Source organism: Mucilaginibacter inviolabilis (genome assembly GCF_011089895.1).
Taxonomy (GTDB): domain Bacteria; phylum Bacteroidota; class Bacteroidia; order Sphingobacteriales; family Sphingobacteriaceae; genus Mucilaginibacter; species Mucilaginibacter inviolabilis.
Window position 1 is genome coordinate 820985 of sequence record NZ_JAANAT010000002.1, and the last position, 26998, is coordinate 847982.

Sequence of the window (26998 nt, forward strand, 5' to 3'; positions counted from 1 at the left end):
AATAAAAAAGTGATTATTTAATTTTTATTTAAAATTTTTATATTTTGCGGTAATAAACAAACATTAAAACATTTACTTAAACCAAATCAAAATGCAAGATTATGATCCTTCTTCAGCAGCCTCAGCCGGAATATTCATGGCCTGTATTATCCCTATATTAATTATTTCCATTATTTCCATTATTAGTATGTGGAAAATATTCGAAAAAGCTGGTAAACCAGGGTGGGCATCTATAATCCCTATCTATAGTGTCATTGTACTTTTAGAAATTATAGGCAAACCTATATGGTGGATATTTCTACTGCTGATTCCATGTACTGGTATTGTTTTTATTCCATGGACCATTAACCTTTTAAGCAAAAGCTTTGGGCAAGGTGTTGGCTTTACCATCGGTATCTTTTTTCTATCGTTTATATTTTTGCCAATATTAGCCTTTGGTAACTACCAATATTTAGGCCCTGCCGGTGCCGGTTTTGTTGGTGGCGGTAACCCATTTGATCCTTCAAGAGGTTATAAAGATCCGTTTAGCAATACCCCGCCTCCACCGCAGGTGTAATGTTATTTAATCATATCTATTTACAAATATTTTGCAGCCAGACTGGTTTTATCCACTGGCTGCAAAATCATTTGCTCCCCTGTCCTTTTAAATACTTAACCGGGATCGACTGCCCTGGCTGCGGTTTCCAACGGGCGGTAGTTGCCCTTTTCCAGGGCGATCTTCAAAAAAGCTTTGCACTATATCCGCCTACTATTCCACTCCTGCTCTTCTTTGCATACGGCATTGCCGATGGCTATTTTAAGTTAGACACACCCAAATCAACCATCAAGAAAACCTTATTTATGATCATAGGCAGTATGGTACTGGTGAGTTATGGTATTAAAATGTGGGGATTATATGACCACTACAAAACATCGGCCTGAGCTACAATATGGCTGTAATCTTTAATAATAGTTTGTAAAAACAACATATTATTCATTTCGGCGGGTGGCATTACATTCAGCAGATCTTTGATACGCTGGGCCATACTGTAAACCAACATACTGTTACCGCTTTTGATATAATTGTTAATCACTTCATTTATTAGTTCAACATCCTGCTCGCTTAAACTGGCCGCCTGCGGAAAAACAGGCTGATAAGTATCCGCCTCGGGTTTAAAAGCTATGTTTTGCATTTTGGTGCGCGGAACGGTCCTGATCAGCGTGGTACCAGCCACCATATCACCCACGCGTTGCGATTTGTCTGACACGGCTATACAGATCAACGCACACAAATCACTGGTTAAGGTAAAGTCAACTATCCGGAAAAGCCAGCGCAACAAGTATTGACCTAAACGCGGCCGGGTACCATCCAGGCTTATTACTTTTATTTTCATAACCTTTTTACCCACACTTTGCCCGTTCATGGCTACCTCGCATATCAGATCATAAAAAACAAATAATACCGCATAAATAATTAACATTATACCAAGCCCTGCGTATCCTCCATTCCCTCCTTTTTCAAATCCACCGGCTGCGCTTATAGCAATTAGTGTTCCTATAAGGATAACAAAAAACATGGCCATATCAATAATATAGGCTACAATGCGTTCGCCCAAGCCAGCTACCTCGTAATCAATATCTATATTTTGTGTGGTGGTTATCCTTATCGTTTGCATATGATTCAAATATAAAAGGTAAATATGTCTTTTTAGTTGTTATATAGCTCTTTTGTAATTATTTTAACCAAATAATTATTTATACGGTAATTCATGCGGGAACCTCTTTTTGTAAAGCAAAACTCTCAAAAATGGACCAGCTTTGAGCAGGAACCAACCAATGATCCTGACGAGCTTGCCGATAGGTTTATCCAGATAACCGACGATCTGGCTTATGCCAAAACATTTTATCCCAAATCAAAAACCACCGCTTATCTCAACGGTCTTGCCGCCGGCTTGCATCAATCTATTTACAAAAACAAAAGTGAAAAAAGCAATCGCTTTCTCACCTTCTGGAAGTATGAACTGCCATTGCTTTTCAAAACCTATCAAAAGCAACTGCTTTATGCTTTTTTATTTTTTATGGTTTTTTGTTTGATAGGAGCCTTATCGGCCAAATACGATGAAAATTTTGTGCGCCTCATTATGGGCGACCAATATGTAGATATGACCAATGCCAATATCATGAAGGGAGATCCTTTTGGCGTGTACAAAAACGGTAACGAAGCCTTGATGTTTTTTGGAATAGCAGTAAATAACATCTATGTTTCGCTGATAACCTTTGTAAGTGGTATCATATTTACGGTTGGCTCTGTTTATTACCTTTTCCGTAACGGCATTATGCTGGGTTCATTTCAGTATTATTTTTTCAGTAAAGGTTTGGGTGTAAAATCTATCCTCGTGATCTGGATACATGGTACTCTGGAAATCTCGGCTATCATTATAGCCGGCGCCGCAGGTATTATTCTGGGCAACAGTTTATTGTTCCCCAAAACCTATAAACGCATGGTATCGTTAAAAAGAGGCGCCAAAGATGGCATGAAAGTAGCCATTGGTATCATCCCTATATTAATTGTAGCAGCGTTTTTTGAAGGTTTTGTAACCCGGCACACCGAGATGCCAGTATGGCTCAGTATTACTATATTAGCATCGTCATTACTGTTCATTATATGGTATGTGATTATATACCCAAACAAAATTTATAAAGCAACCCAAACCTATCATGCAATCCAAAGTTGAGTTAGCCAAAGTCCGCGATTTTGGCGAAATTATAAGCGATACCTTTTTATTTGTACGGCAGAATATAAAACCGCTGCTTAAATATTTTTTTACTTTTTGCGGCATATTTGTAGCCGGCGGTGTCATCAGCGCTTCGCTGTTCCAATTAAAATGGACCGGAACTATAAACGGCTTAAAGAGCGGCGCTTTTAACACTAATGAATACAGGCCATCTGCATTCAGCTTTTTTGGTCCGGAGTATTTTTTGCTCATCTTTTTTGGAATGTTAAGCTTTATTGCCGTAACAGTTACCTTTTTAAGCTACATAGCGCTTTATAAAGAGAAAGACAAACAAGTACCTACAACAGAGGAGATGTGGGGTTATATTAAATATTACTTCTTGAGGGTGCTGGGCAGTTCTTTACTGCTTTATGTATTACTTGCTGTGGCTACGTTGCTTTGTTTCGTACCAGGTATTTACCTTTCCCCAATTTTCGCGCTCATATTCCCGATTATGGTGTTGGAGAATGCCAGCTTCAGTTATGCCTTTAACCGCAGTTTCTTTCTGATCAAGGATAACTGGTGGGTAACTTTTGGTTCGTTGGTAGTCATATGGATAATATTTTATGTGGCCATCATGGTAGTTTCAATACCAACAAGTATTATTAACATGATAAGCCTGCTTGCTGTTCCTCAAAAAGGAGGTGGCGCACTATCAGTCCCCGCGGCTGTTATTGGCGCGGCACTACAGCAACTTTGCCAGGTATTTGCTATTTTACCGGTAACCGCATTAGCACTTTGCTATTATAATTTAACCGAAAGCAAAGATGGCACCAGCTTAATGGACAAAATAAACAAATTGGGTACCATCACACCCGATACTGATTTACCGGCCGAAGAATATTGATCATGCTGCGCCTGTTCTGTACCATAATTTTTGCATTGTTTGTTCATGTAAGCAACGGGACTACACCGGCTGTTAAGCCTGTTAAGCAGCCTTTAGTGCTTAAGATGGATACCGCAAAGGTAAACGTACGCCATTTAGATAACGCTGTTATTGCAGCTCACAGCAAACAACCCGAATTTCAATACAAAGACGATATCGATACAACGCCTTCCTGGTGGGACCGTTTCTGGCGCTGGTTCTGGGATTTGTTTAAACCTATAAAATTAGGTAAGCATAGCATGAGCCCCTTTTTGAAAGTCTTGTTATATATTTTACAATATTTGATCCTGGCAGCGGGCTTGGCGGCTGTGGTGTTCCTGGTGCTTAAACTTATGGGGATTGACATGTTGAGTATTTTCCGGCGTAAGTCTATGTCGGCGAACTTACCGTTTACCGAATCATTGGAAAATATTCATGACATCAATTTTGATGACGAAATTGAAAGGGCCGTTTCACAGCATAATTACCGCCTGGCCGTAAGGATGCTTTATTTAAAATGCCTAAAACAACTGAGCGACGCCCATTTGATTAAATGGCAAATTGATAAAACCAACAGCGCCTATATTGATGAATTGACCAATACACACCAGCGCCAGCTTTTCCAATCATTGACTTTACAGTTTGAATATGTTTGGTATGGCGAATTTGCTATTGACGGGCAAACTTTCAAAAACATCAATACCGTATTTCAGGATTTTAACAAGGGTATAGCATGAAAGATTTTAAAATCTATATCACTATTGCCAGCCTGTTACTCATCGGTTACGTGGTAGCACAGTATAATAAACCTAAACCAGTTAACTGGCAATCAACCCTTTATTATAAGGACAAGATCCCTTTTGGCACCTATTTGTTGTACGACCGGTTAAAGGATATCTATCCCGGTGCCGGCTTGACCAGAACCAACAAATCGGCCTATAATGTTTTTCATGGCGATAGCCTTCAGCAAGGAAACTACATCATCATAGCCAAAAGTATCACCCTCAATAAATTTGACTTTGAGGCGATGGTTAAGTACATCAAAGCGGGCAATTCGGTATTTATGTCGGCCTTTGAATGGCGGGGCTTTATTACCGATACTTTAAAAATAGAGACAAGGGCTGAGTACGCCGCCAAAAATGTATCCATCAACTTTACCAATCCACAGTTAAAGGCGCCCAGCAATTATGTATTTAAGCGCGACATTGCCAATCAGTATTTCTCGGAGCTCGATACCGCTAAAGCCACAGTGATAGGCAAAAACTATGCTGACCATTGCACCTTTTTAAGCTACAAATTTGGTAAAGGCACGCTATACCTGTGCGCCACACCTGATGTTTTTACCAATTACAGCCTGCTGACCCCGCAAGGATCCGAATATGTGGCCAAAGCCCTGTCGTACTTGCCCAAAGCTCCATATGTTTACTGGGACCAGTACCAAAACGGCGACATTCCCGAGGATATATCGCCATTGCGTGTGTTCTTCGGCAACCCGGCTTTACAATGGGCTTATTACCTGAGCCTGGGTAGTATACTCATTTTTGTTTTTTACGAGATGAAACGTCGCCAACGTGTGATTCCTGTAATTGAGCCCTTGCCAAATTCTACGCTTGATTTTGTGACGGTTGTAGGGCAGGTTTATTATGAAAAACGTAACAACGCCAACATCGCCCATAAAAAAGTGATTTACCTGCTGGAGCATATCAGGGAGCAATACCGGTTAAAAACCAGTAAACTCGATCAGGAATTTGTCAATATCCTGGCGCAAAAAACGGGTATAGATGAGGGTTTTGCCAGCTCACTGATCAGCGCGGTGAACTTTGCAAGCACCCATCAGCAAATAACTGATATGGAATTGATCCAACTCAATAAATTGATAGAAAAATTTTACAGCCAAACCGGATATAATGGAAAATGAGAATTTTGAAAACAGAACCGATCTGAGCAAACTCAGTACTGCGGTTAATCAAATTAAATATACACTTGCCCAGATCATTGTGGGGCAGCAGGATTCTATTGATCTGTTGATTGCAGGTATTCTGGCCGATGGGCATATCCTGATAGAAGGTGTACCCGGCGTGGCCAAAACCCTAACCGCCAAACTGATCTCCAAAGCTATTGATGCCCGTTATTCGCGTATACAGTTCACTCCCGATCTGATGCCTTCGGACATATTGGGTACGTCGGTATTTAATCCTAAAAGCACGGAATTTGAATTTAAACAAGGTCCTGTTTTTGGTAATATTATCCTGATAGATGAAATTAACCGCGCACCCGCCAAAACGCAATCGGCTTTGTTTGAGGTGATGGAAGAACGGCAGGTAACTATCGACGGCCATACCTACAAAATGCAGGAACCTTTCACCGTGCTGGCTACGCAAAACCCGGTGGAACAGGAAGGCACCTATCGTTTACCGGAAGCGCAGCTGGACCGCTTTCTGTTTAAAATAGAGATTAAATACCCAACACTGGAAGAAGAAATAGCTATCATTACCCGTCAGCATCAGCAAAAAACTACTGAGCAATTGACCCACATATCAGCGGTTTTATCTGGTAATGATATTATTGCACTACGCCAACAAGTACGGTCGTTTCATGTGGAGGCGAAATTGCTGGAATTTACGGCCAAGATTATTCATGAAACGCGTAACCATAAATCGTTGTTCCTGGGTGGTTCGCCGCGTGCATCGCTGGCCATGATCAATGCCGCCAAAGCTGTTGCCGCTATTAAGGGCCGCGATTTTATTACGCCTGATGATATTATCTATGTAGCTGCACCGGTGTTAAGGCACCGTATTATGCTCACGCCGGATAAGGAAATGGAAGGCGTAAGTCCGGATGATGTGGTAGCACAAATCATACAAAAATTGGAAATACCGAGATAGAAGTTAGTATCAAGTAGCTAGTATCATGACTGCCTAAACACGATATTTATCGTTACAAAATCTTGATACCTGATACTAGCTACTTGATACCGAATCAACAGCTTATAGTGAAAAAATTCATCAGCCTCTTTTATAGAAACCTGTTTTTAACAAACCGCCTGTTTGCAGCTTTAACCTGCAGCGTGGTTTTGTTTTTATTGTCGTTCTTTTTTCCATGGCTGGGTATTATCCCAACACTGGCATTTTGGGTGTTGATTGTATTATTTTTTATTGACATACTGATGCTGTATCGCACAGCAAACGGGGTGTTTGCCAAACGCCATGCACCCGAACGACTGAGCAATAGTGACAATAACGATCTGGGGGTATATATCGAAAACTGGTATAGTTTCCCCATAAGCGTTGGCATTATTGACGAGATCCCCTTTCAGTTTCAAAAACGCGATATCTGGTTTAAAACCAACCTGAAACCGCGCGAAAAGAAACTCATTAATTATGTGTTAAGGCCAACACGTCGCGGTGAATATGAATTTGGCGATATCCGGGTATACGTTAAATCGCCTTTAGGCTTTATCAGGCGGCGGTATAATTTTGAGCAGGCAGAAATGCTGCCGGTATATCCGTCTTTTTTGCAGATGCGCAAATATGAGCTGATGGCTATATCAAACCGCTTAACAGACATCGGCATCAAAAAGATACGACGCATTGGCCATAGCATGGAGTTTGAGCAGGTAAAAAACTATGTTCAGGGCGATGATTACCGCACCATTAACTGGAAAGCTACCGCGCGGCAGGGCAACCTGATGGTGAATTCCTACACCGACGAAAAATCACAGCATGTATACTGTGTTATTGATAAATCAAGGGCCATGAAAATGCCTTTTGAGGGGTTGAGCCTGCTGGATTATGCCATCAATGCCAGCCTGGTACTATCAAATGTAGCCCTGCTAAAAGAGGATAAAGCCGGGCTCATCACCATATCCGAAAAGTTGGGAGCCGTAATACCTGCCGAGAGACGACCTGCGCATCTAAACAAAATACTGGAAGCCTTATACAAAGAAAAAACACGCTACCTGGAAACCAATATGGAACTGTTGTTTGCTACCGTACGTAAGGTGATCAAACAGCGCAGCCTGGTGGTGTTTTTTACTAATTACGAAAGCCTGAGCGCTCTGCACAGACAATTGCCGTTTTTAAAAAGAATAGCCAAATATCACCTGCTGCTGGTGGTATTTTTTGAAAACACCGAACTGAAAAAACTAAGTGAGCAACCCGCTGCCGATGTAGAGGGTATCTATATAAAAACCATAGCCGAAAAATTTGCCTACGATAAAAAGCTCATCGTAAAAGAGCTGGCCAAACATGGCATCCAATCTATTTTGAGCGCCCCTCAAAATTTGACCATCAATACCATCAACCGGTATCTGGAAATTAAGGCTAAGCAGAAGATTTAGAGTAGGAATTTACAAATAGGGATGACAGGCCATAATCCAACACGCTATTGCTTGCAATGACGGTCTGGTTTAGTTTATTTTCTGCTTATTTCTTTTCCAGTGCGCTTAAAACAACCGGTTTAAGTTTTTCTACCCACATCTGGTACATCGTGGCAGATGGATGCAAGCCATCGTTGGCAATAAGCGATGAATTATTGGCTGCCAGTTTGGATATGGGAGTAATATCGATATAATTAACACCCGCGTTGGCGCTTTCCTGCCGGTTAATATCATTGAATTGGTCAATCTCTTTACCAATGCGTGCATCATCACCATGGGCAAAAGGTGTTACTCCATAATCGGGTATGGATAATACAAAAACATGATTAACATTGCCTTTAGCCAATTTGATAGCCGTATTTAAAACTTGTACAAAATTAATACGATAATCGGCCTGGCTGCCACCTCCGTACTGGTCGTTCACGCCGACAAGGAGTGTTACTATATCGTAGGTTTTGTTTTTGGAGTCGCTACCGTCAATGGCTGATATCAATTGTTGGGTTGTCCAGCCGGTACGGGCTATAATGGTTGGGCCGGTTATTTTATGTCCGGGTAATTGCCCTGCGAGCTGGTAGGGGAAGGCATCATGCTCATCTACCGACTGACCGATGGTATACGAATCGCCAAGTGCCAGGTAACTTAAAGTATCAATTACAGGAACAGGCGATCCTGTAGTGGGTGGTACATGTGTCATTGATGTTGTTTTTGTACAGGCCGATAATGTGCTTATCGAAAATAAGATTAAAAATAATGCTTTCATCATAATATCTCCATATCAAACAATACGGAAATATGATGTTTAAGGATTTCTTTTACTTCATTTATATCAACCTCGCGACCAAGCTCTTTTTGCATAGAGGTTACGGCCTTATCGTCAATACCGCAGGGCACAATGTTATTAAAGTAGTCCAGATTGGTATTAATGTTAAAAGCGAGTCCATGCATAGTTACCCAACGGCTGCAGCGTACACCCATGGCGCATATCTTGCGGGCATTCTCATTATCGGCATCAAACCAAACACCGGTATAACCCGGATAGCGACCTGCCTTTAATCCATAATCGTCCAAAGTTAATATGACTGCCTCTTCCAGTGTGCGCAGGTACAGGTGTATGTCGGTGAAAAAATTATCCAGGTCCAGTATCGGGTACGACACGATCTGGCCGGGGCCATGATAGGTGATATCGCCGCCGCGATTAATGGCATAATAAACAGCTTCCTTTTCTTTCAGTCCATTTTCGTCCAGCAGCAAATGCTCCGGCTTGCCGCTTTTACCCAGGGTATACACATGGGGATGTTCGCAAAATACCAGGTAATTAAAGGTTTCATCGGGTTCAAAAGGCTCAAAGGGGCCGGCCGCTACCGATGTTTTGGCCGCAGCTTCATAAGCCAGTTCGCTGTTGCGATTATTAAGTTTGGTTTTTACCGAAGCGGCAAATAACTCTTCCTGCTTGTCCCAGGCTTGTTGATAATCAATCAGACCCCAATCCTGAAAAAATACTTTTTTGTTCTTCATTACATTTATCCTTTTACGAAGCCTACCATGTAGCCATCATATTGCATATAGCTCACTACATAATCCAGGTTGATATTATTTTTATGCAGGCGCGCGCTTAGCTCGCCCCGGATATTAAAACTAAAAGGATCCAGGAAAATATTGTCGGCAAATGATACCTCTTTTTCGCCGTTGCATTTATATATGGCTTCTTTGGCGCACCAGCAAACGTACAAGTGCTCTATTTTATGCTTATCTTCAATAAAAGCCCTTTCGTCGGGTCGTAAAAATTTACCGGCAATACGCTCTACCTTTTGTTTAATCAGTTCAATATCAATCCCTACTTTATGGGTTTTGCTGATCATCACCGCGGCATAATCAAAAGAGTGGCTCAATGATATATGGTAAGGCAGGTTTACCAGGTAAGGTTTGCCATGGGCATCAACCTTACAGTCAATGTATTCGTCGGTATGCAGCATTTTACGAAGCAGCACACGGGTGGCCAGCCAGTGCAGGTAGCGCTTGCTGTGGCTCAGTTTTTCAACAAAGGCTTTTTCTTCGTCGTCAAGTTGTAGTTGTTTATACAGGTCGTCAGCCTCTTCTTCTATTTTCCAGAGCGCAAATTCGGTATCATCGTCGATACGCTGCCTGTATGCTATAGCCATAATAAGTAAAATTGCAAAATAGGTAGCAAACTTATGTCAAATAATTTTAATTAAATAATGTTTTGGTATCAAGTAGCTAGTATAAACTATCAAGACAATCTACATGGTAGTTTTTGATTCCGTTGTTAAAAATCTTGATACCTGATACTAGCTACTTAAGACTAAAATAGTAATTTAGGCCCTACCATGATATTATCAGATAAGCGCATTCTTGAAGAAATTGAAAAAGGAAGTATTATTATTGAACCCTTTAAACGGGAATGCCTGGGTACCAACTCCTACGATGTACATTTAGGCAAACACCTGGCTACTTACCGCGACCGGGTACTGGATGCCAAACTGCATAATGAAATTGATGGTTTTGAGATACCTAAAGAAGGATTTATCCTGCAGCCCAATACGCTTTACCTGGGTGTTACCATGGAATACACCGAAACCCATAACCATGTACCCTTCCTGGAGGGAAAATCAAGCACCGGCAGGTTAGGTATTGATATACATGCCACCGCCGGCAAAGGCGATGTTGGTTTTTGCAACACCTGGACGCTGGAAATTTCATGCGCCCAGCCGGTACGTATCTATGCCGGTATGCCTATCGGGCAGCTGATTTATTTTGTGGTTGAAGGTGATATTGAAACCATGTATAATACCAAAAGCAACGCTAAATATAATAACCCTACAACACGCCCTGTTGAAAGTATGATGTGGAAGAATAAGTTTTGATCGATTTTTTTTCAGAACGATTAAACCATTACTGTTGAGGTGGGTCAAAGTGAAAAATTAAGCTTTGTATATGGCTTAAACGCACGTATATTTAACCTTATATATAAACCTAAGACCTCACAACTCATCGCCTGATTAGATATTTTGTGTAGATTAAACTTTATTTACCATGATAACATTCAAAAAAGTATCTGTAGGCTTATTGATAACTGTGATTGCTACGGTAATTTTCGGTTTCACCGGTCCCGGCGATGATCTGCTCGGTAAACTCGTTGATCAGCTTTATAAATGGCGTGCCGATCATCCACAGGAAAAAGTTTACCTGCATCTGGACAAACCCTATTATGCCGTTGGCGACGATATCTGGTTTAAGGCCTACGTAACTATTGGAAGCAAACATCAACTATCCGCTTATAGCGAAATATTAAATGTCGACCTTATTGGCGAAGATGATTCGGTAAAGCGCAGTATTAAACTGCCGCTTATCAGCGGAATGGCCTATGGCGATTTTGCCCTGCCCGATACCATGCAGGATGGGAACTATCGCATCAGGGCCTATACCAACTGGATGCGTAATGCCGGCGACGCCTATTTTTTTGATAAAACCATCACTATATCCAAAGGCATCGGTAATACGGTTTTTACCAAAACAGATTATACTTACGGCGAACAGAACGGTAAGCAAAAGGTGAATGCGTTGATCAATTTTACCGATGCAAACGGGGCACCTTATGCTGGCAACGAAGTAAACTACCGTGTTGAATTGAATGGTAAAACAGTTTTTAAAGGTAAGGGCATAACTAATGATAAAGGCGATCTCGCTGCTTCATTCCTCAATACCACTCCAAACCCGGCAGCAACAGGTATTATTATTGCCAATATCAAACTGATTGATAAAAAGGTTGTCACTAAGGTGGTACCTATTAAAGCGGTATCGGCCAAAGTAGATGTACAATTTTTCCCGGAAAGTGGCACCTTGGTGAATGATGCTGGTTGCAAGGTTGGTTTTAAAGCGGTTGGTGCCGATGGCCTGGGTGTTGATATCAAAGGCACTGTTGTAGACGACCAGAACCAAACCGTAGCTGTATTTAACAGTACCCACCTGGGTATGGGGGTATTCAACTTAACACCCATGAGCGGCAAAACCTATAAGGCTCATGTGGTATTTGCGGATGGATCTGGTGGCGATTTTAACTTGCCCAAAGCGGTTGACAACGCATATGTTTTAAGCATTGATAATTCGGAGGATGATAATCTGACGGCAAAAATATTGCCGGGGTCGGGTATTGCGCAAAACGCCACAACTGCAGGCAGCCTCCTGCTGGTAGGTCAAAGTTGCGGCGAAATTTATTACGCGGCCAAAAGCTCTGATAATGGTAAAACATTTAGGGCAGTTATTCCTAAGAGTAAATTCCCATCTGGTATTGTACAGTTCACTTTATTTTCTGCCAATGGCGAGCCGCTGAATGAACGTATTGTATTTATTCAAAACCCCGATCAGCTTAAATTATCAGTTTCGGCGCCTAAGCAGCAATACGCATCGCGCGAAAAGGTAACCATTAGTCTGAATGTGAAAAATAAAGAAGATAAGCCTGTTATCGGCAGTTTTTCAGCCTCGGTTATCGATATGGCAAAGGTTCCAGTTGATGAAACCAATGAAGAAAGCATTTTTTCGAACATATTGCTGAGTTCAGATCTGAAGGGTTATATCGAAAAACCGGGCTATTATTTTGCCGATCAAAGCACGAAAACAAAAGCCGATCTTGACGTATTGATGCTTACCCAGGGTTACCGTAGGTTTGAATGGAAGCAAGTGATCAATGACGCCGTACCTCCCGTAGTTTATCAGCCCGAAAAATCGTTACAGGTAACCGGGCATTTAAAAACTTTTGGCGGTAAACCCGTATCCAACGGTAAAGTAACTTTATTTACTACCGCCGGAGGCACATTTATTTTAGACACCGTAGCAGATGCCCAGGGAAAATTCACGTTCAGTAACCTGGTGTTTAGAGATAGCATCAAATTTGTGGTGCAGGCCCGTACCGCTAAAGACCGGAAGAACCTGGAGATAGAGCTGGATAACATAGCCCCGCAAGTGGTAGGGAAAAATAAGAATGCTGCCGATTTACAGGTAAATGTAAGTGATGGCCGCTCGGTTTATTTGCAGAACAGCAAAAAACTGTTCAATGAGCAGGTAAAGTATGGGATTGGTAACCATACCATTGTGTTAAAAGAAGTGGTAGTAAAAGATACCCGTACCACGGCGGTAAAACATTCGTCAAATTTAAACGGAGCCGGTAATGCCGATCAGGTGCTTACTTATAAAGATCTGGAAAATATGGGGGGAGGGCAGCTTTCCAATATCTTAGCGGGCAGGCTTTTAGGTGTTATTTTTCGTGGAGGTATACCTTACTCAACCCGTGGTGGTGGTGCTATGCAGATAGTTGTTGACGGTATCAATATGGAAGCCGATTATCTGGACAATTTAGTGATATCTGATATTGCCAGTATTGAAGTTTTACGTTCGGTAGGCAATACCGCTATATATGGCTTCAGAGGAGGCAATGGGTTACTGATAATCACCACCAAGCGCGGCGACGAGGGCGCTGTGTATAATCGTTATGCCCCGGGTGTGGTCACTTACTCGCCTAAGGGATACTACAAAGCCAGGGAGTTTTATTCGCCGCAGTATGATGATCCTAAAACAAATGCACAAATGCAGGATCTGCGATCAACCATATATTGGAACCCTAAGATACTAACGGATAAAGATGGTAATGCCTCCCTCTCATTTTTTAATGCCGATGGCAAAGGCACTTATCGTATTATTATTGAAGGGATGGATGCCGAAGGTAACCTGGGCAGGCAGGTGTTCAAGTATAAGGTGGAGTAAATATTAAGTCAAAATTCAAAAGTAAAAAGTCAAAATCCATGTAGGGTTTTGACTTTTTAATTGTTCAAATATTGTAGTTGATTCAGCGTGCCAGGTTTTTGACTTTTGATTTTTAACTTTTGAATTACTTAGCCAGGTAAAATTTCTCCCAGAAATCAGTTGATTTGGCCATTTCGCTGCGGCCGCTTTCGCCTCCTCCGGCACCCATTCCACCGCCGCGACCGCCTCTGCCGCCACGACCGCCACCACCCATTCCGCCGCCGCCGCCACCACGACCGCCTCTGCCGCCACCACCTCCGCCAAAACCGCCGCTCTGATGATCTGGGTTTTCGGCACCATCGCCTTTGGCTCGTTGCAGTCCGTTTATTTTAAAATTAAACGCCCATTCGTTTTTGGCGATGTCCTCCGCATGAAAAAATTGCAAAGGTACAGCTACTTCGTAGATCAGGTTACCTTCGGCGTCATAGTCGATAGCTGCTTTAATGCCATAGGTATTTGATGTGGTTATCATATCGCCTTCAATATCTTTAAAGCCAACCACTTTTATATTACGCAGTTTGGTTACACGCTCACGCATCAACTCGTCACGATCTTCCTGGGTAATATCGCCGCCGGGGTTATCGCGTTTACCAAAGGTTGGTGGTGTTCCCGGATCGGCCAATGGAAAAGTAAGGGAAAAGCTTTCCTTTTTTTTGCCTTTGGTATCAACACTCAGGGTAATACCTGCGTTTAAAGTCCGGATCTGGTCCATGCGATCGCTGATGCGTATAGCAGCATAAAGCAAGGTTTGATCATTAGCGAGTGTATAACTGATCTTTTTTTCGTCGTTAAAATAACGCAAGCTATCGCCCCAGTCTTTAAGGTTACCATCAATAGTAATAGGGCCGGATGGAGCCTTCAATGTCGATTGTGCGTTTTTTACAGTTTGTGCGTGCGTTATACCGGCAGTTAGCAACTGAGCGGTGCAGGCTAAAATAAAACAGGGGACAATTTTTTTCATAAAATCGGGGAGGTTAGGATTTTTGATCAGCGCGATATTGTAACATGATTTTTAAGCCCATAAAACACAATTTTAACACTTTTATTATTGTTTTTAAGTAAATTTGTAGTTACGTATGCCAACCGAAACACAGGAAGAAACACTTACTCTCGAAGAGATACTGGCAGGACTTAAAGAAGTTCACCGCCTGATATTATGGAATGATGATTTTAACACTTTTGATCACGTGATCCATTGTATGATGAAATATCTTGATTACTCCGAAACACAAGCCGAAAAGATAGCCTGGAAAGTACACAACGAGGGCAAATGTGCTGTATTGGAAGGCTCATTTACCGAGATGGAGATCTACCGCAAAATATTGCAGCAGGAAGGGCTTACCGTAAGTGTAGAGTAAGGCGCCTAGCGCCCTGAAGGGGGAACTTTTTGATTTTGGATGTTCGCGATTAGAGAATTATTATTCTGTTCATTCTTTAATTCTGAAAATCCTGATTCAGACAACTTATAATTATGATAAAAAAAATATCAATTTTTCCCGCTCTTATTCTGGTGATGATTTGTTTTGCAAGTAGCAGCTCATGCGCGCAAAGCAAAAACCTTAAATTGGTTTTCATTCGGCATGCTGAGAAACCTGACGACGGCGATAACCTGTCATGTGCCGGTTTGAACCGGGCGCTAAAATTACCAACAGTTTTAAAAGCAAAATTCGGCCTGCCGGATCGTGTTTATGTGCCTGCCCTGCACCTGGGTAAATCAACTCCAAGGGCGCGTATGTTTCAAACTATTTCGCCTTTTGCTATTAAATATAATTTAACCATTAACAGCACTTTTGAAGAAGAGGATACCAAAGATATAGCCGAAGAACTGGCTAGCCGGAAAGGTACCCTACTTGTAGTTTGGGAACATAACGAGATCAGAGCCATCCTAAAAGCACTCGGCGTAAAGGTTAAAGACCTGCAATGGCCCGATAACGATTATGACACTATTTGGGTAGTAACCTTTAAAAATGATAAACCAGTTTTAACTGTTGACAAAGAAGGCATAAAACCGGCAGCTGCCTGTAGCTTTTAGAATAAAAGAGGGCTGTCAGTCATTCTGAACTTGTCGAAGGATCGCGCGTACAGGCCTGCTCTCCATGCTTCGACGGTTCAGCATGACAATTCCAGAAATAATATTCCAACAAAAAAGGTGCACCAGTTATGGCGCACCTTTTTTGTTATGCGGTGGATACTATGATTAACCTACCAGGTAATTCCAACCGTAAGTATCAGGAGCATTACCATATTTAATAGCATCAAGCGTTGCTAAAACTTTTTGAGAAAACTCACGTGTTTTTGGATCGCTCAGGAAATACTCTTCGCCATCAACACTTATGGAACCTACCGAAGCTATAGTAGCTGCAGTACCGGCACCAAAAGCATCAGTCAATTTGCCGTTTTTAGCTCCTTCAATAATTTCGGCTACAGAAACTTTGCGGGTTTCAACCGGGATGCCCCATTCTTTAGCTAAAGCGATCACTGTATCACGGGTTACGCCATCTAATATGGTATCCTTTGCTTCGGCAGTGATCAGTACGCCGTCCAACAGGAACATGGCGTTTGCCGCACCCATTTCTTCAATGTATTTATGCTCTTTAGCATCCGTCCAGATCAATTGATCAAAACCTTCTTCGGCTGCTTTACGGGCTGGTAACATAGCGCTGCCATAATTGCCGGCTGCCTTTGCATAGCCCATACCGCCTTCGGCAGCGCGGGTATAGTGTGTTTCAATTTTAACACGTAGTGTTTTGGAGAAATATGGTCCAACGGGGCCAGCAATTACCATATACTTATAGGTAGCAGATGGTGTTACGCCCAGGAACGGATCGGTAGCGAACATGAACGGGCGGATGTATAAAGCGTGGTTAGCTTTAGCAGGAACCCACTCGCGGTCGATATCAACCACAGCGGCCATACTTTGTAAAAATATTTCTTCTGGTAGTGTCGGCATGCACAAACGCTCTGCCGATTTGTTGAAGCGGATGGCGTTTTTGTCCGGACGGAAAATAGTTACTTTTCCATCGGCATGTTTGTAGGCTTTTAATCCTTCAAAAAATGCCTGTCCGTAATGCAGTGCAGAAATAGCAGGACTAACCCCAATTTCGCCGTACGGAATGACCTGCAGGTTCTTCCATTCACCATCAGCATAATCGGCCACAAACATGTGGTCAGAAAATGTTTTTCCGAATGGTAAGTTGTCAAAATCCGTTTCAGCTAAACGGGAATGTGCGGTTTTGGTGATCTTGATGTCCAGCGTCTCAGTCATGGCCTTATGTGTTTATAATTTAGAAAATGGCAAGTTAGGAATTTTTTTATGGAATCGGGATAAGGAATTGATAGTTAGGCCAATTTTGGGGGATTGTTGCATATTATGACAGGAAATTAACGGAGGAGTTAAGTATGTACTTTAATGAAGTGCGCCTATTTAAGCGTCTACGCTTCACCTCGATAAAGTTCAAGCGTGAGCGCTTAACCTGGCAAAAAGACTCGGTAGTAGTTTATTTGTTAGAAAGGACATCCCCAATACTTTTTAAAAATTCACTTTCTCTTTTGAAAGTTTTTGATCATCTATTACGTCATAACCGAAAAAGCCTTTATTTAGAATTACCGTAACAGTGTTGGCGCCTTCAATAACAGTACCGCAAGGGAAAAAAAGTTGTTTGTCGAGCTCCTGATATCTTACCTCTGTATAAGGTTCTCCGCAACTATTCCTGCTCTTGGCTAAATGGCCGGTTCCTGTAACCATTAAGGTTGCAGAAATATGGTATGTTTTTGCACCATAAAAATTTAAGGCCATAAATAGGTAGGCCACAATGCCCCCATATGTAAATATATTAAACGCTATTTGATATATAATTCTGTCACTTTTAAGATAACCAGGTAGCATTTTTAAAAGAAACGGAGTAATAAATAGCCCTGTTAGTATCCAAATGAATAAAGGGATGCTGAATGGGATAAAGGTTTTTCGGTATATGTTAATTTCTAAAACTGACAGATACAATCCTGTAAAGAATAATAATGTAAAAAAGGTATTTTTAGGAGTAATGTCTAAAGACCGAAAAATTGACATGATTTCTATTGTCTATGAATGAATGCGCATTACAAGGTAATGAGGAATCTTTATATTATTAAAGAGCGGGTAATGATTGACAAGTTAGCTAATAACAAAAGTAGTCAATGTTCCATTTTGTTTCATTTTCAATTTGGAACGAAGCGGGGCTAGAAAAGCGCGTCATTGTAAGGCACGAAGCAATGACGCGATGGTATTATAGGAGGCGTTTAATCTTATTACTGCCAAATTTTATTCAAGCCGCTTTACTACATGATCAAGGTTGTCCACCACTATATTGAAAATTATCTTATTGTCTGGAAACAAGTCTTGCATATCTTTTCTTAATTGAATAAATGGTGCTAAGGCAGTTGGATTAGTTGTCACTGCGATATCACACGGAATGGAAAGTTCATAATTTTTGCCAACCTTTTTAGCATAAACATACTTTGTAACCGCATCGTCGAAAAATGTCGTTTTCCTAAGTGCATCTGCCAGTTTATCAACCTCACTTTCGGTGATATTACTTTTATCAAACGCAACCTCATGTTTCATAGTGCCATAAGTTTTGCTGTCTGCCCCGGCGCCCGGTGAGCTGTATGAAAAATAGGCGATTCCGAAAACCGGAATAATTGTTATGAGTAAGCCAACGAGCGAAACACCTATAGTTCTCCACCAGTTAAATATGGGCCCGCCAGTGCTTATATGAGCGTTTATATCACTTCCTTGATAACGCTTAACTAATGAGTATGCAATTGCTGTATAGATTATCGGGATAATCTGGCGGGGGATCTTCTCGGCATTAGGAATTAAAAATACACCACCAAAAATTACGATAGTTGCCAGGATGGCAAAGATCCAGGTGTTTCTTGCCTCCGTTTTTTTATTAAAAGCCTTAAAGTTTTCTGCTATTAAATACCCCCCGGCTAATGGGCCTCCAATAAATGTTCCGGCCCAAATGGCGCGTTCATTGTAAATTTTAGAAGTTTGGGTAATAGGTATTGAAGGTTCAGGTATCATTAGTTTATAGGGTATAAGGGCTAGATAAATGGAAAGAAGACTTACGAAGTTTTCAAAACTTCGTAAGTCTTACATCGCAATGATTCGATGGGTTATTAGAAGATCGGGGCTCTTACACCGTCAACTTCTTATACTTGATCCTCTTCGGCGCCACATCACCCAGGCGTTTTTTGCGGTTCTCTTCATAGTCGGAGTAATTTCCTTCAAAGAAATAAACCTGAGAGTTACCTTCAAAGGCCAGGATGTGGGTACAGATACGATCCAGGAACCAGCGGTCGTGACTAATCACTACGGCGCAGCCGCCAAAGTTTTCCAGTGCTTCTTCCAACGCACGTAGGGTATTTACGTCGATATCGTTGGTGGGCTCATCCAGCAGCAATACGTTCGACCCTTTTTTGAGGGTGATGGAAAGGTGCACCCGGTTACGCTCACCACCGGATAACACGCCAACTTTCTTTTGCTGATCGGCGCCGTTAAAGTTGAATTTGGATACGTAGGCTCTCGAGTTCAGAGGTTTGTTGCCAACCATAATAGTTTCCAGGCCGCCGGTTACATTTTCCCAAACAGATTTGTTAGGGTCAAGGTCGTCATGCATCTGGTCCACATAGCCTAAAGCCACGGTTTCACCCACGCGGAATGTACCGGCATCTGGCTGATCCTGCCCAGTGATCAAACGGAACAACGTGGTTTTACCCGCGCCGTTTGGCCCGATGATACCTACGATGCCTGCCGGCGGTAGGGAGAAGCTCAGGTTATCAAACAATAATTTATCGCCATATGATTTACTTACACCATTGGCTTCTATTACCACGTTACCCAAACGAGGTCCCGGTGGAATGAATAGCTCCAGCTTTTCTTCGCGCTCCTTGGTTTCTTCCGATGCCAGTTTTTCATAGTTGCCTAAACGGGCTTTTGATTTGGCGTGACGGCCTTTCGGACCCATGCGTACCCATTCCAGCTCACGTTCCAAAGTTTTCTGACGCTTGCTTTCGCTTTTTTCTTCCTGCGCCAGGCGTTTGGCCTTTTGGTCGAGCCATGAAGAATAGTTGCCTTTCCATGGGATACCTTCACCACGATCAAGCTCCAGGATCCATCCGGCTACATTATCCAGGAAGTAACGATCGTGCGTTACCGCAATCACGGTACCTTTATATTGTTGTAAATGCTGCTCCAGCCAATCTATCGACTCGGCATCCAGGTGGTTGGTAGGCTCATCCAATAATAAAACATCGGGTTCTTTTAGCAAGAGACGGCAAAGGGCCACACGGCGACGTTCACCACCGGATAGTACCGAAATTTTGGTGTCGGGCTCCGGGCAACGCAGGGCGTCCATAGCACGTTCCAGTTTGGTATCCAGTTCCCAGGCGTTCACGGCATCTATCTTATCCTGCAGTTCGCCCTGGCGGGCCATCAGCTTATCCATTTTATCGGCGTCGCTGTAATATTCTTCCAGACCAAATTTCTCGTTAATCTCTTCGTACTCCTTTAATAAGGCAGTAGTTTCGGCAACGCCTTCTTCTACCACTTCGCGTACGGTTTTTTCAGGATCAAGCTCAGGTTCCTGGCTCAGGTAACCTACAGTATATCCCGGCGAAAAAACAACTTCGCCTATATTGGTTTTATCAATGCCTGCTATAATTTTTAATAAGGACGATTTACCCGAACCGTTTAAACCGATAACGCCAATTTTGGCACCATAGAAAAACGAGAGGTAAATGTTTTTTAAAACTGTTTTTTGCGGAGGGTAGATCTTACTAACCCCTGCCATTGAAAATATGATCTTTTCGTCTGCCATAAAATTGATTAAAAAAGAAATTCAAATATGGTTAAAATTGGCGGATTACCCGAAAAAAGGCAGTGTATATAAATATTTTTATAAGGCTTATCCGGCAGCGGATGTGTTGTATCGGAAACTTTAGCTGAATATTTCGCAAAAGCAAAAATCAATTCAATACCGCCTATTGACGATTCGGCAGTCGTTTTTGCTGCTTCGCTCAGAAAGTCATCTCAAGGCGTTTTTTTGCCGATAGTTTTGCGCTATCAAAAGTTTAACAAATAACATAGAAAATGAAGAAAACAAGCGCAATGACATTGACGGACTTAGGGTTTGGAGCAGTTGCTAATGATGAGAGAAAAAGATTTGAACTACGGGGGAATATATTGAAAACACTATTCGCTCTTTTTCTTTGGGTGATATCTACGCTAAGCGTTTCCGCCCAAAAATCGGCTGTATTGGATGCCTTTTCCAAACATGGTATTGATGCCGGTATACTTGATCCTAACTATCTTCAGCAACCGGAAGACTTTGCTTACGACCTTAGGCAGACAACCATAGCCGGAGGTAAAGAAACAGTAATAGAGGCTAAATTTGATCCTGCTGGTCCTAAGGATGAACAGTGGACGGTAGTTGCTGTCAATGGAAAATCTCCTTCCAAATCAGACATTAATTCCTTCCGGAAAAATCAAAGTAAGCCGGCAGAATCAAACCAGGCAGATATCGCAAGTTACAGGGTTGAAAAAGAATCGTCAGATTACCTGGTGGTTAGTTATAAGCCTGATGCCGCTTCTATTCCAAGGGATGCTACCTTTATGAAGGATTGCCGATCATACATGACCATCAATCTCAAAAACAAAGCGCTGGAACAGGTACAAGTGCTCAATGAAAAACCGGTAAAAATTAAAATCCTTAATGCCGAAAAATTTGATGTGGTTACAAAATACAGCTGGAATGGACAGGCGAAGCGTTATTTTGCTATGAATCAAAACCTCAATATCCTGGCTAAATTTCTGGGACAAACAGTTACCGTACAAACAACTTCAGAATACTCAGGCTACACCAAAAAATAACCGGTGGACCTGGTTTATTGGAAAATTAGAAATTAATATGACCACTCTTTGGGGTTTCTGACATACAGGAGCCCCTTTGGTGTTTTAATCTTCCCGCAACAGAGGAAAGAAGATAGAAAAAGAGTTTTGTCATGCTGAACGGAGTGAAGCATCTATTATGGGACTTTTCTATCGCAGAGTAGATCCTTCGTTCCTCAGGATGACAAAAAATAAAAGAGAGTTCCCTTTTTCACTGTAATCGTAACGACGTCGGTCGGGGCGAGTCGATACTGCATTGAACTTCCTGATCAGTAATCCAACCATGTTTTAAATAGGGGGGCTTTTGTTCTGCTTACTATAATATCCTCATCCGAATAGTTTTTTACTTTGAGTTTTAACTTGCCATTGAAAAAATTATGAACCTTTTCAATGGAATTAGCATGCAGGATATACTGGCGGTTTACCCTGAAAAAATTTTTAGGCTCCAGTTCCTGTTCCAGTGTTTCCAGTGTTTGTGGCACCACTATCTTTTCTCCATTAAATAAGTTGGCACAAGTAATGTTTAGGTGCGAATGGAAGAAGGCAATATCCTCCATATTGATTTTTCTATAACCATCGCGGTATGGCAGAAAGAAACGTGTCCGGTATGCTTTCGGCTGCATTTGCCTGATCAGTTCTTCGATCAGGGGAGATTGCTGGTAAGAACGCTGTAAAGTGTTTTCAAATTTGGTGATGGCAGCTTCCAGCTCATCTTTTTCAACAGGCTTCAGCAGGTAATCTATGCTATTGTATTTAAAGGCCTGCACTGCGTATTCATCATAAGCAGTTGTGAAAACTACAGGACATTTTACATCAGTCAGGTTAAAGATCTCGAAACTTACACCATCGGCCAGGCGAATATCCATGAGGATCAGGTCGGGGTTCTCGTTTATGGCAAGCCAGTCTACCGTTTTTTTAACGCTGGTTAAAACAGCAAGGATCTCCGTGTTCGGCCTGATGCTAAGCATCAGGCGCTGTATCCGGTCGGCATTAAGTTGTTCATCTTCCAGGATCAGTATTTTCTTTACACCGTTCATTTGATAAGGGGTACTTTTATGGTAAAAGTTGTATCTGTTTTTTCTATAAAAGGTTTTCTATCGCTCAATAAAGCGTAACGACCAATAATGTTTTCTAAACCTATACCCGTAGATTCAGGCTTTTTTATCAAAGGCAATAGGTTGTTGGATACCACCAATTCGTCGTCATTAACAGTAAAAATATCGATAACCAAAGGACTTTCTTTTTCGGTACGGTTATACTTCATGGCATTTTCTATGAACAATTGAAGCGTAACCGGCGGTATCAACAGATCTAACGTTGCCCTGGCAATATTAACACGGAAAATACTTCCACCACCCATCCGGTTATTGATCAAAAAAAGATAAGCATCCAGAAATTTGAGTTCTTCGCGCAGAGGTATCAATTTCTTTTTGGAATTGACTAATAAATAACGGTATACCTTCGCGAAATTCTCGGTATAGTCATACCCCAACTGTTGGTCTTTCAATATTATCTCTGAAAGTACACTCAGGTTGTTAAAAACAAAATGCGGGTCGAGTTGAAGTTTCAACGCCTGCAATTCTGTTTCGGCTGCCAGCTGTTTATTTTGGGCGGCTTTAATTTCAAACTCTGCTGCCTGCATGGTAGCGGTTTTCCAGTTTCTGAGTAAATAATCGCCGGTATTTAAGGCGCTGATCAGTAAGGCCCAAAATATGATGGAAAGAAAGGCGTATACTGTTTCTCTTAAACCAACATATGGATAATGCGCATTTAGAGCATCACTAAATAATAAATAGATGATTACATAGATGACTGCCAAACAAAAAACAAGAAACAAAACGCCAAGGATCTGGAACAGCGTTTGGGTTAGCAGGCGTTTTATGGGCCGAATCATCCACGGTATCCTTTTGTTCAGCTTCCTGTCGATATATAAACTTAGTTCAAAAAGTACAGCACAAAATACAAGGTTGGTCAAAACGTCTGCCCATATCCTTAAAGCTGGCAGGTGAACATAATCTTTCCAGTAGGTAAAAGGAAATATGATAAATAAAGTAGCATAGGAGCCTATAAAAGTGAATATAATTAGGGCTACACTCTTTGCTTTAAACTTTTTCATCATGTTAAATATTTGTCCCCGCCAGTTTCGTCTGCCATGTTATAATAAAAAGAAATTCAAATATGGTTAAAATTGGCAGATTACCCCGTAAAAGGCAGTGTATATCCTGTTTTTGTGGTGTATGTTGAGTATCAGGCAACAGGCTATACTTGTTAAATAATAATTGCGTTTAACATAAACAATATAGCAACTGATGGGGTTGTTTTTACGTATATAATATAAGCAGTGTGGAAATTGTTGCTAATGCCTAAATGTCATGCTTGATGACGAAATTACCAGTTATACCCGGCTTGCCTATAAAAAATGTTAATATGTTTAAACTATTTTGAATTTTTTGTATCAAATAGGTGTGTTTGATTTGTATATTGTAAAATAATTCAGCTATTCGTTGAATTTTTTGATAAAAGTTGCATAATAAAGCTAAACTTTAATAGCTTGCGTATCATATCAATGTCTGTTTCTGCAAACCATTAAATGTTGGCAATATTGTTGATAAATGTTAAGTCAAGCGTCGTGGTTTGTAAAAACAAAATTAATAGATTAGGACGTTCATAAATAGAAAGGTATATATGGAAGCTAAATTTTCGCCGAGGGTTAAAGATGTTATTCAATATAGCAGAGAAGAGGCTTTACGCCTGGGGCACGACTATATCGGGACCGAACATCTTTTGCTGGGGCTCATCCGGGACGGTGATGGTGTTGCAATTAAATTGCTGAAAGGTTTGAACGTTGATACCGCCAAACTGCGCCGCGCCGTTGAAGATGCCGTAAAAGGAACTATAGGAACAAACGTACATATTGGCAGTATCCCATTAACTAAACAAGCCGAGAAAGTACTGAAGATAACTTATCTTGAAGCCAAGATATTTAAAAGCGACGTAATTGGAACCGAGCACTTGCTGCTATCCATATTGCGCGATGAAGATAACATTGCTTCGCAGATACTGATGCAGTTTAATGTAAACTACGAGGTATTTAAAGGTGAAGTTGAATCGCACAAAAATGATGTAACTGACGAAATGCCCGGATCACCAACCGGCGGCGACGACGACTTTAAAGAAGAAGAAGCCTTTAGCCAGCCTAAAAAGGTATCGGACATCAAATCAAAAACACCGGTGCTTGACAACTTTGGCCGCGATTTAACCCGTGCCGCTGAGGATGGAAAACTCGACCCGATTGTTGGTCGCGAAAAAGAGATTGAAAGGGTGTCGCAGATCTTATCACGTCGTAAAAAGAATAACCCTATATTAATAGGTGAGCCAGGTGTTGGTAAATCGGCCATTGCCGAAGGTCTGGCACTGCGCATTGTGCAGCGTAAAGTATCACGTGTGTTGTTTAACAAACGTGTGGTAACTCTGGACCTAGCTTCATTGGTTGCCGGTACAAAATACCGTGGCCAGTTTGAAGAGCGCATGAAAGCGGTTATGAACGAACTGGAAAAATCACCTGACGTTATTTTATTTATTGATGAGATACATACTATAGTAGGTGCTGGTGGTGCTTCGGGCTCGCTTGATGCCTCCAACATGTTTAAACCTGCTTTAGCCAGGGGCGAGATACAATGCATTGGCGCAACTACTTTAGATGAGTACCGTCAGTACATCGAAAAAGACGGCGCATTGGATCGTCGTTTCCAGAAAGTAATGGTTGAACCGGCTACTCCTGTTGAAACTATCGAGATCCTGAACCGCATCAAAGAAAAATACGAAGAGCACCATGGTGTAACCTACACCCCGGAAGCTATCAACGCCTGTGTTAACTTAACTACCCGTTATATTACCGACAGGTTTTTACCAGACAAAGCTATTGATGCTTTGGACGAATCGGGTTCGCGTGTTCACTTAACCAATATCCATGTGCCACAAAACATCCTGGATATTGAGCAAAAGATTGAGCAGATCAAGATCGAAAAGAACAAGGTTGTTCGCAGCCAGAAATACGAAGAAGCCGCTCAGTTACGCGATACAGAAAAAAATCTGTTAGTGGAGCTTGATCAGGCTAAAGCATTATGGGAAGCCGAAACAAAATCAAAACGTTACACCGTAACCGAAGATAATGTTGCCGAGGTTGTATCTATGATGACCGGTATACCTGTACAAAGGGTAGGCCAGGCCGATAGCCAGAAATTGTTGCACATGGCTGATACCGTTGGCAGCAAGATCATCGGTCAGGAAGATGCCATCAAGAAATTAACCCGGGCTATTCAACGTACCCGTGCCGGATTGAAAGATCCTAAAAAACCGATCGGTTCATTCATATTCCTAGGCCCAACAGGTGTAGGTAAAACCGAGTTGGCTAAAGAGCTTGCCCGCTTTATGTTTGATACTGAAGACGCGCTGATACAAATTGATATGAGCGAGTACATGGAAAAATTCGCGGTATCACGTTTAGTAGGAGCGCCTCCGGGCTACGTAGGTTATGAAGAAGGTGGACAGCTGACTGAAAAAGTACGTCGTAAACCTTATGCAGTTGTATTGTTGGATGAGATCGAAAAAGCTCACCCTGATGTGTTCAACATCCTGTTACAGGTATTGGATGAAGGCCAGCTAACCGATTCACTGGGTCGCAAGGTTGATTTCAGGAACACGATCATTATCATGACATCCAACATCGGTGCCCGCCAGTTGAAAGACTTTGGTCAGGGTGTAGGTTTCAGCACCAATGCTAAAAACCTGCAAGCCGATATGCACTCACGCGGTGTTATCGAGAATGCTTTGAAACGTGCTTTTGCACCGGAGTTCCTGAACCGTATTGATGATGTGATTGTGTTTAACTCATTGGGTAAAGACGAGATCTTCAAAATTATCGATATCGAATTGGCATTCCTGTTTAGCCGTGTTAATGGTTTAGGTTTCAAAATTGAACTGACCGATGCTGCCAAAGAGTTTATTGCCGATAAAGGTTATGATTCGCAATTTGGTGCACGTCCGTTAAAACGTGCTATCCAGAAATACCTGGAAGATCCAATTGCCGAAGAAATACTGAAAGGTGAACTAAGCGAAGGCGATATCATGGCGGTTGACTATGATAAAGAAGCCGGCGAGATCAAGATCATCGATAAAAAAGGCGAAAACAAAAAGCCAGAACAGGAAGAACAAAAATAATTGAATCTTCTTTTAGATAATCAAAACCCGGCCAC

The 26998-nt window shown here is 41.8% G+C and carries 25 protein-coding genes; 14 read left to right on the forward strand and 11 right to left on the reverse strand.

Annotation, left to right across the window (positions count from 1 at the left end):
• Nucleotides 1-91 precede the first annotated feature (91 nt).
• The gene (locus tag G7092_RS19835; RefSeq protein ID WP_166091630.1) at nucleotides 92-556 is read left to right on the forward strand and encodes a DUF5684 domain-containing protein; all 465 of its coding nucleotides are present in this window, start codon (nucleotides 92-94) and stop codon (nucleotides 554-556) included.
• Complete coding sequence (locus tag G7092_RS19840) at nucleotides 556-921, forward strand: DUF2752 domain-containing protein (RefSeq protein ID WP_166091631.1); 366 nt, start codon at nucleotides 556-558, stop codon at nucleotides 919-921. The genes G7092_RS19835 and G7092_RS19840 overlap by 1 nt, the downstream gene beginning before the upstream one ends.
• Here G7092_RS19840 and G7092_RS19845 read toward each other — a convergent pair.
• On the reverse strand, nucleotides 903-1655 hold the full coding sequence (locus G7092_RS19845) for an RDD family protein (protein WP_166091632.1): 753 nt from the start codon (nucleotides 1653-1655) through the stop codon (nucleotides 903-905). The two genes, G7092_RS19840 and G7092_RS19845, sit on opposite strands and share 19 nt — an antisense overlap.
• 93 nt (nucleotides 1656-1748) lie before the next feature.
• On the opposite strand from G7092_RS19845, the gene G7092_RS19850 reads away from it, so the two are divergent.
• The 6 genes from G7092_RS19850 (at nucleotide 1749) to G7092_RS19875 (ending at nucleotide 7957) form a co-directional block, all read left to right on the forward strand.
• Nucleotides 1749-2714, forward strand: a complete 966-nt coding sequence (locus tag G7092_RS19850) for a stage II sporulation protein M (protein ID WP_166091634.1) — start codon at nucleotides 1749-1751, stop codon at nucleotides 2712-2714.
• Complete coding sequence (locus tag G7092_RS19855; RefSeq protein ID WP_166091635.1) at nucleotides 2698-3600, forward strand: hypothetical protein; 903 nt, start codon at nucleotides 2698-2700, stop codon at nucleotides 3598-3600. Before G7092_RS19850 ends, G7092_RS19855 begins: the two co-directional genes overlap by 17 nt.
• A gap of 2 nt (nucleotides 3601-3602) precedes the next feature.
• The gene (locus G7092_RS19860) at nucleotides 3603-4355 is read left to right on the forward strand and encodes a DUF4129 domain-containing protein (RefSeq protein WP_166091636.1); all 753 of its coding nucleotides are present in this window, start codon (nucleotides 3603-3605) and stop codon (nucleotides 4353-4355) included.
• Complete coding sequence (locus G7092_RS19865; protein ID WP_166091637.1) at nucleotides 4352-5536, forward strand: DUF4350 domain-containing protein; 1185 nt, start codon at nucleotides 4352-4354, stop codon at nucleotides 5534-5536. The genes G7092_RS19860 and G7092_RS19865 overlap by 4 nt, the downstream gene beginning before the upstream one ends.
• Nucleotides 5526-6503 (forward strand): AAA family ATPase, encoded by a 978-nt coding sequence (locus G7092_RS19870; RefSeq protein WP_166091638.1) that lies wholly within the window; start codon nucleotides 5526-5528, stop codon nucleotides 6501-6503. Before G7092_RS19865 ends, G7092_RS19870 begins: the two co-directional genes overlap by 11 nt.
• A gap of 107 nt (nucleotides 6504-6610) precedes the next feature.
• Nucleotides 6611-7957: a DUF58 domain-containing protein gene (locus G7092_RS19875; protein ID WP_166091639.1), complete on the forward strand. Its 1347-nt coding sequence runs from the start codon at nucleotides 6611-6613 to the stop codon at nucleotides 7955-7957.
• An 85-nt stretch (nucleotides 7958-8042) separates the two neighbouring features.
• On the opposite strand, the gene G7092_RS19880 is transcribed toward G7092_RS19875, so the two are convergent.
• The 3 genes from G7092_RS19880 to G7092_RS19890 form a co-directional block, all read right to left on the reverse strand.
• Nucleotides 8043-8690, reverse strand: coding sequence for an SGNH/GDSL hydrolase family protein (locus tag G7092_RS19880; protein WP_235953899.1), 648 nt, complete (start codon nucleotides 8688-8690; stop codon nucleotides 8043-8045).
• Between the two features lie 65 nt (nucleotides 8691-8755).
• Complete coding sequence (gene lipB, locus G7092_RS19885) at nucleotides 8756-9511, reverse strand: lipoyl(octanoyl) transferase LipB (protein ID WP_166091640.1); 756 nt, start codon at nucleotides 9509-9511, stop codon at nucleotides 8756-8758.
• A gap of 5 nt (nucleotides 9512-9516) precedes the next feature.
• The gene (locus tag G7092_RS19890) at nucleotides 9517-10155 is read right to left on the reverse strand and encodes a 4'-phosphopantetheinyl transferase family protein (protein ID WP_166091641.1); all 639 of its coding nucleotides are present in this window, start codon (nucleotides 10153-10155) and stop codon (nucleotides 9517-9519) included.
• A 186-nt stretch (nucleotides 10156-10341) separates the two neighbouring features.
• Between G7092_RS19890 and dcd the strand changes: the two genes are divergently transcribed.
• Both dcd and G7092_RS19900 read left to right on the forward strand, forming a co-directional pair.
• Nucleotides 10342-10878 carry a dCTP deaminase gene (gene dcd, locus G7092_RS19895; RefSeq protein ID WP_166091642.1) on the forward strand — a complete coding sequence of 179 codons (537 nt, stop codon included), beginning with the start codon at nucleotides 10342-10344 and terminating at the stop codon, nucleotides 10876-10878.
• A gap of 169 nt (nucleotides 10879-11047) precedes the next feature.
• A complete protein-coding gene (locus G7092_RS19900) occupies nucleotides 11048-13771 on the forward strand; it encodes a carboxypeptidase-like regulatory domain-containing protein (protein ID WP_166091643.1) in 2724 nt (907 codons plus the stop codon).
• Nucleotides 13772-13895: 124 nt separating this feature from the next.
• Here the strand turns inward: G7092_RS19900 and G7092_RS30540 are convergent, their stop codons facing one another.
• Complete coding sequence (locus G7092_RS30540; protein WP_202985363.1) at nucleotides 13896-14771, reverse strand: hypothetical protein; 876 nt, start codon at nucleotides 14769-14771, stop codon at nucleotides 13896-13898.
• 115 nt (nucleotides 14772-14886) lie between these two features.
• On the opposite strand from G7092_RS30540, the gene G7092_RS19910 reads away from it, so the two are divergent.
• Both G7092_RS19910 and G7092_RS19915 read left to right on the forward strand, forming a co-directional pair.
• Nucleotides 14887-15168, forward strand: a complete 282-nt coding sequence (locus G7092_RS19910) for an ATP-dependent Clp protease adaptor ClpS (RefSeq protein WP_166091644.1) — start codon at nucleotides 14887-14889, stop codon at nucleotides 15166-15168.
• A gap of 113 nt (nucleotides 15169-15281) precedes the next feature.
• Complete coding sequence (locus tag G7092_RS19915) at nucleotides 15282-15842, forward strand: histidine phosphatase family protein (protein ID WP_202985364.1); 561 nt, start codon at nucleotides 15282-15284, stop codon at nucleotides 15840-15842.
• 165 nt (nucleotides 15843-16007) lie between these two features.
• Here G7092_RS19915 and G7092_RS19920 read toward each other — a convergent pair whose 3' ends face one another.
• From G7092_RS19920 to ettA, 4 genes are all read right to left on the reverse strand, one after another.
• A complete protein-coding gene (locus tag G7092_RS19920) occupies nucleotides 16008-17075 on the reverse strand; it encodes a branched-chain amino acid aminotransferase (protein ID WP_166091646.1) in 1068 nt (355 codons plus the stop codon).
• Nucleotides 17076-17339: 264 nt separating this feature from the next.
• A complete protein-coding gene (locus G7092_RS19925; RefSeq protein ID WP_166091648.1) occupies nucleotides 17340-17879 on the reverse strand; it encodes a hypothetical protein in 540 nt (179 codons plus the stop codon).
• Between the two features lie 231 nt (nucleotides 17880-18110).
• Nucleotides 18111-18878 carry a hypothetical protein gene (locus tag G7092_RS19930; RefSeq protein WP_166091649.1) on the reverse strand — a complete coding sequence of 256 codons (768 nt, stop codon included), beginning with the start codon at nucleotides 18876-18878 and terminating at the stop codon, nucleotides 18111-18113.
• A 112-nt stretch (nucleotides 18879-18990) separates the two neighbouring features.
• Entirely contained in the window at nucleotides 18991-20673 is a 1683-nt protein-coding gene (gene ettA / locus G7092_RS19935; RefSeq protein ID WP_166091650.1) for an energy-dependent translational throttle protein EttA, read from the reverse strand.
• A 272-nt stretch (nucleotides 20674-20945) separates the two neighbouring features.
• Between ettA and G7092_RS19940 the strand changes: the two genes are divergently transcribed.
• Nucleotides 20946-21725: a hypothetical protein gene (locus G7092_RS19940; protein ID WP_166091651.1), complete on the forward strand. Its 780-nt coding sequence runs from the start codon at nucleotides 20946-20948 to the stop codon at nucleotides 21723-21725.
• Nucleotides 21726-22012: 287 nt separating this feature from the next.
• Here the strand turns inward: G7092_RS19940 and G7092_RS19945 are convergent, their stop codons facing one another.
• Entirely contained in the window at nucleotides 22013-22780 is a 768-nt protein-coding gene (locus G7092_RS19945) for a LytR/AlgR family response regulator transcription factor (protein ID WP_166091652.1), read from the reverse strand.
• Entirely contained in the window at nucleotides 22777-23862 is a 1086-nt protein-coding gene (locus tag G7092_RS19950) for a sensor histidine kinase (protein ID WP_166091653.1), read from the reverse strand. Before G7092_RS19950 ends, G7092_RS19945 begins: the two co-directional genes overlap by 4 nt.
• Nucleotides 23863-24428: 566 nt before the next feature.
• Here G7092_RS19950 and G7092_RS19955 point away from each other — a divergent pair.
• Nucleotides 24429-26963 (forward strand): ATP-dependent Clp protease ATP-binding subunit, encoded by a 2535-nt coding sequence (locus G7092_RS19955; protein WP_166091654.1) that lies wholly within the window; start codon nucleotides 24429-24431, stop codon nucleotides 26961-26963.
• Nucleotides 26964-26998 lie beyond the last annotated feature (35 nt).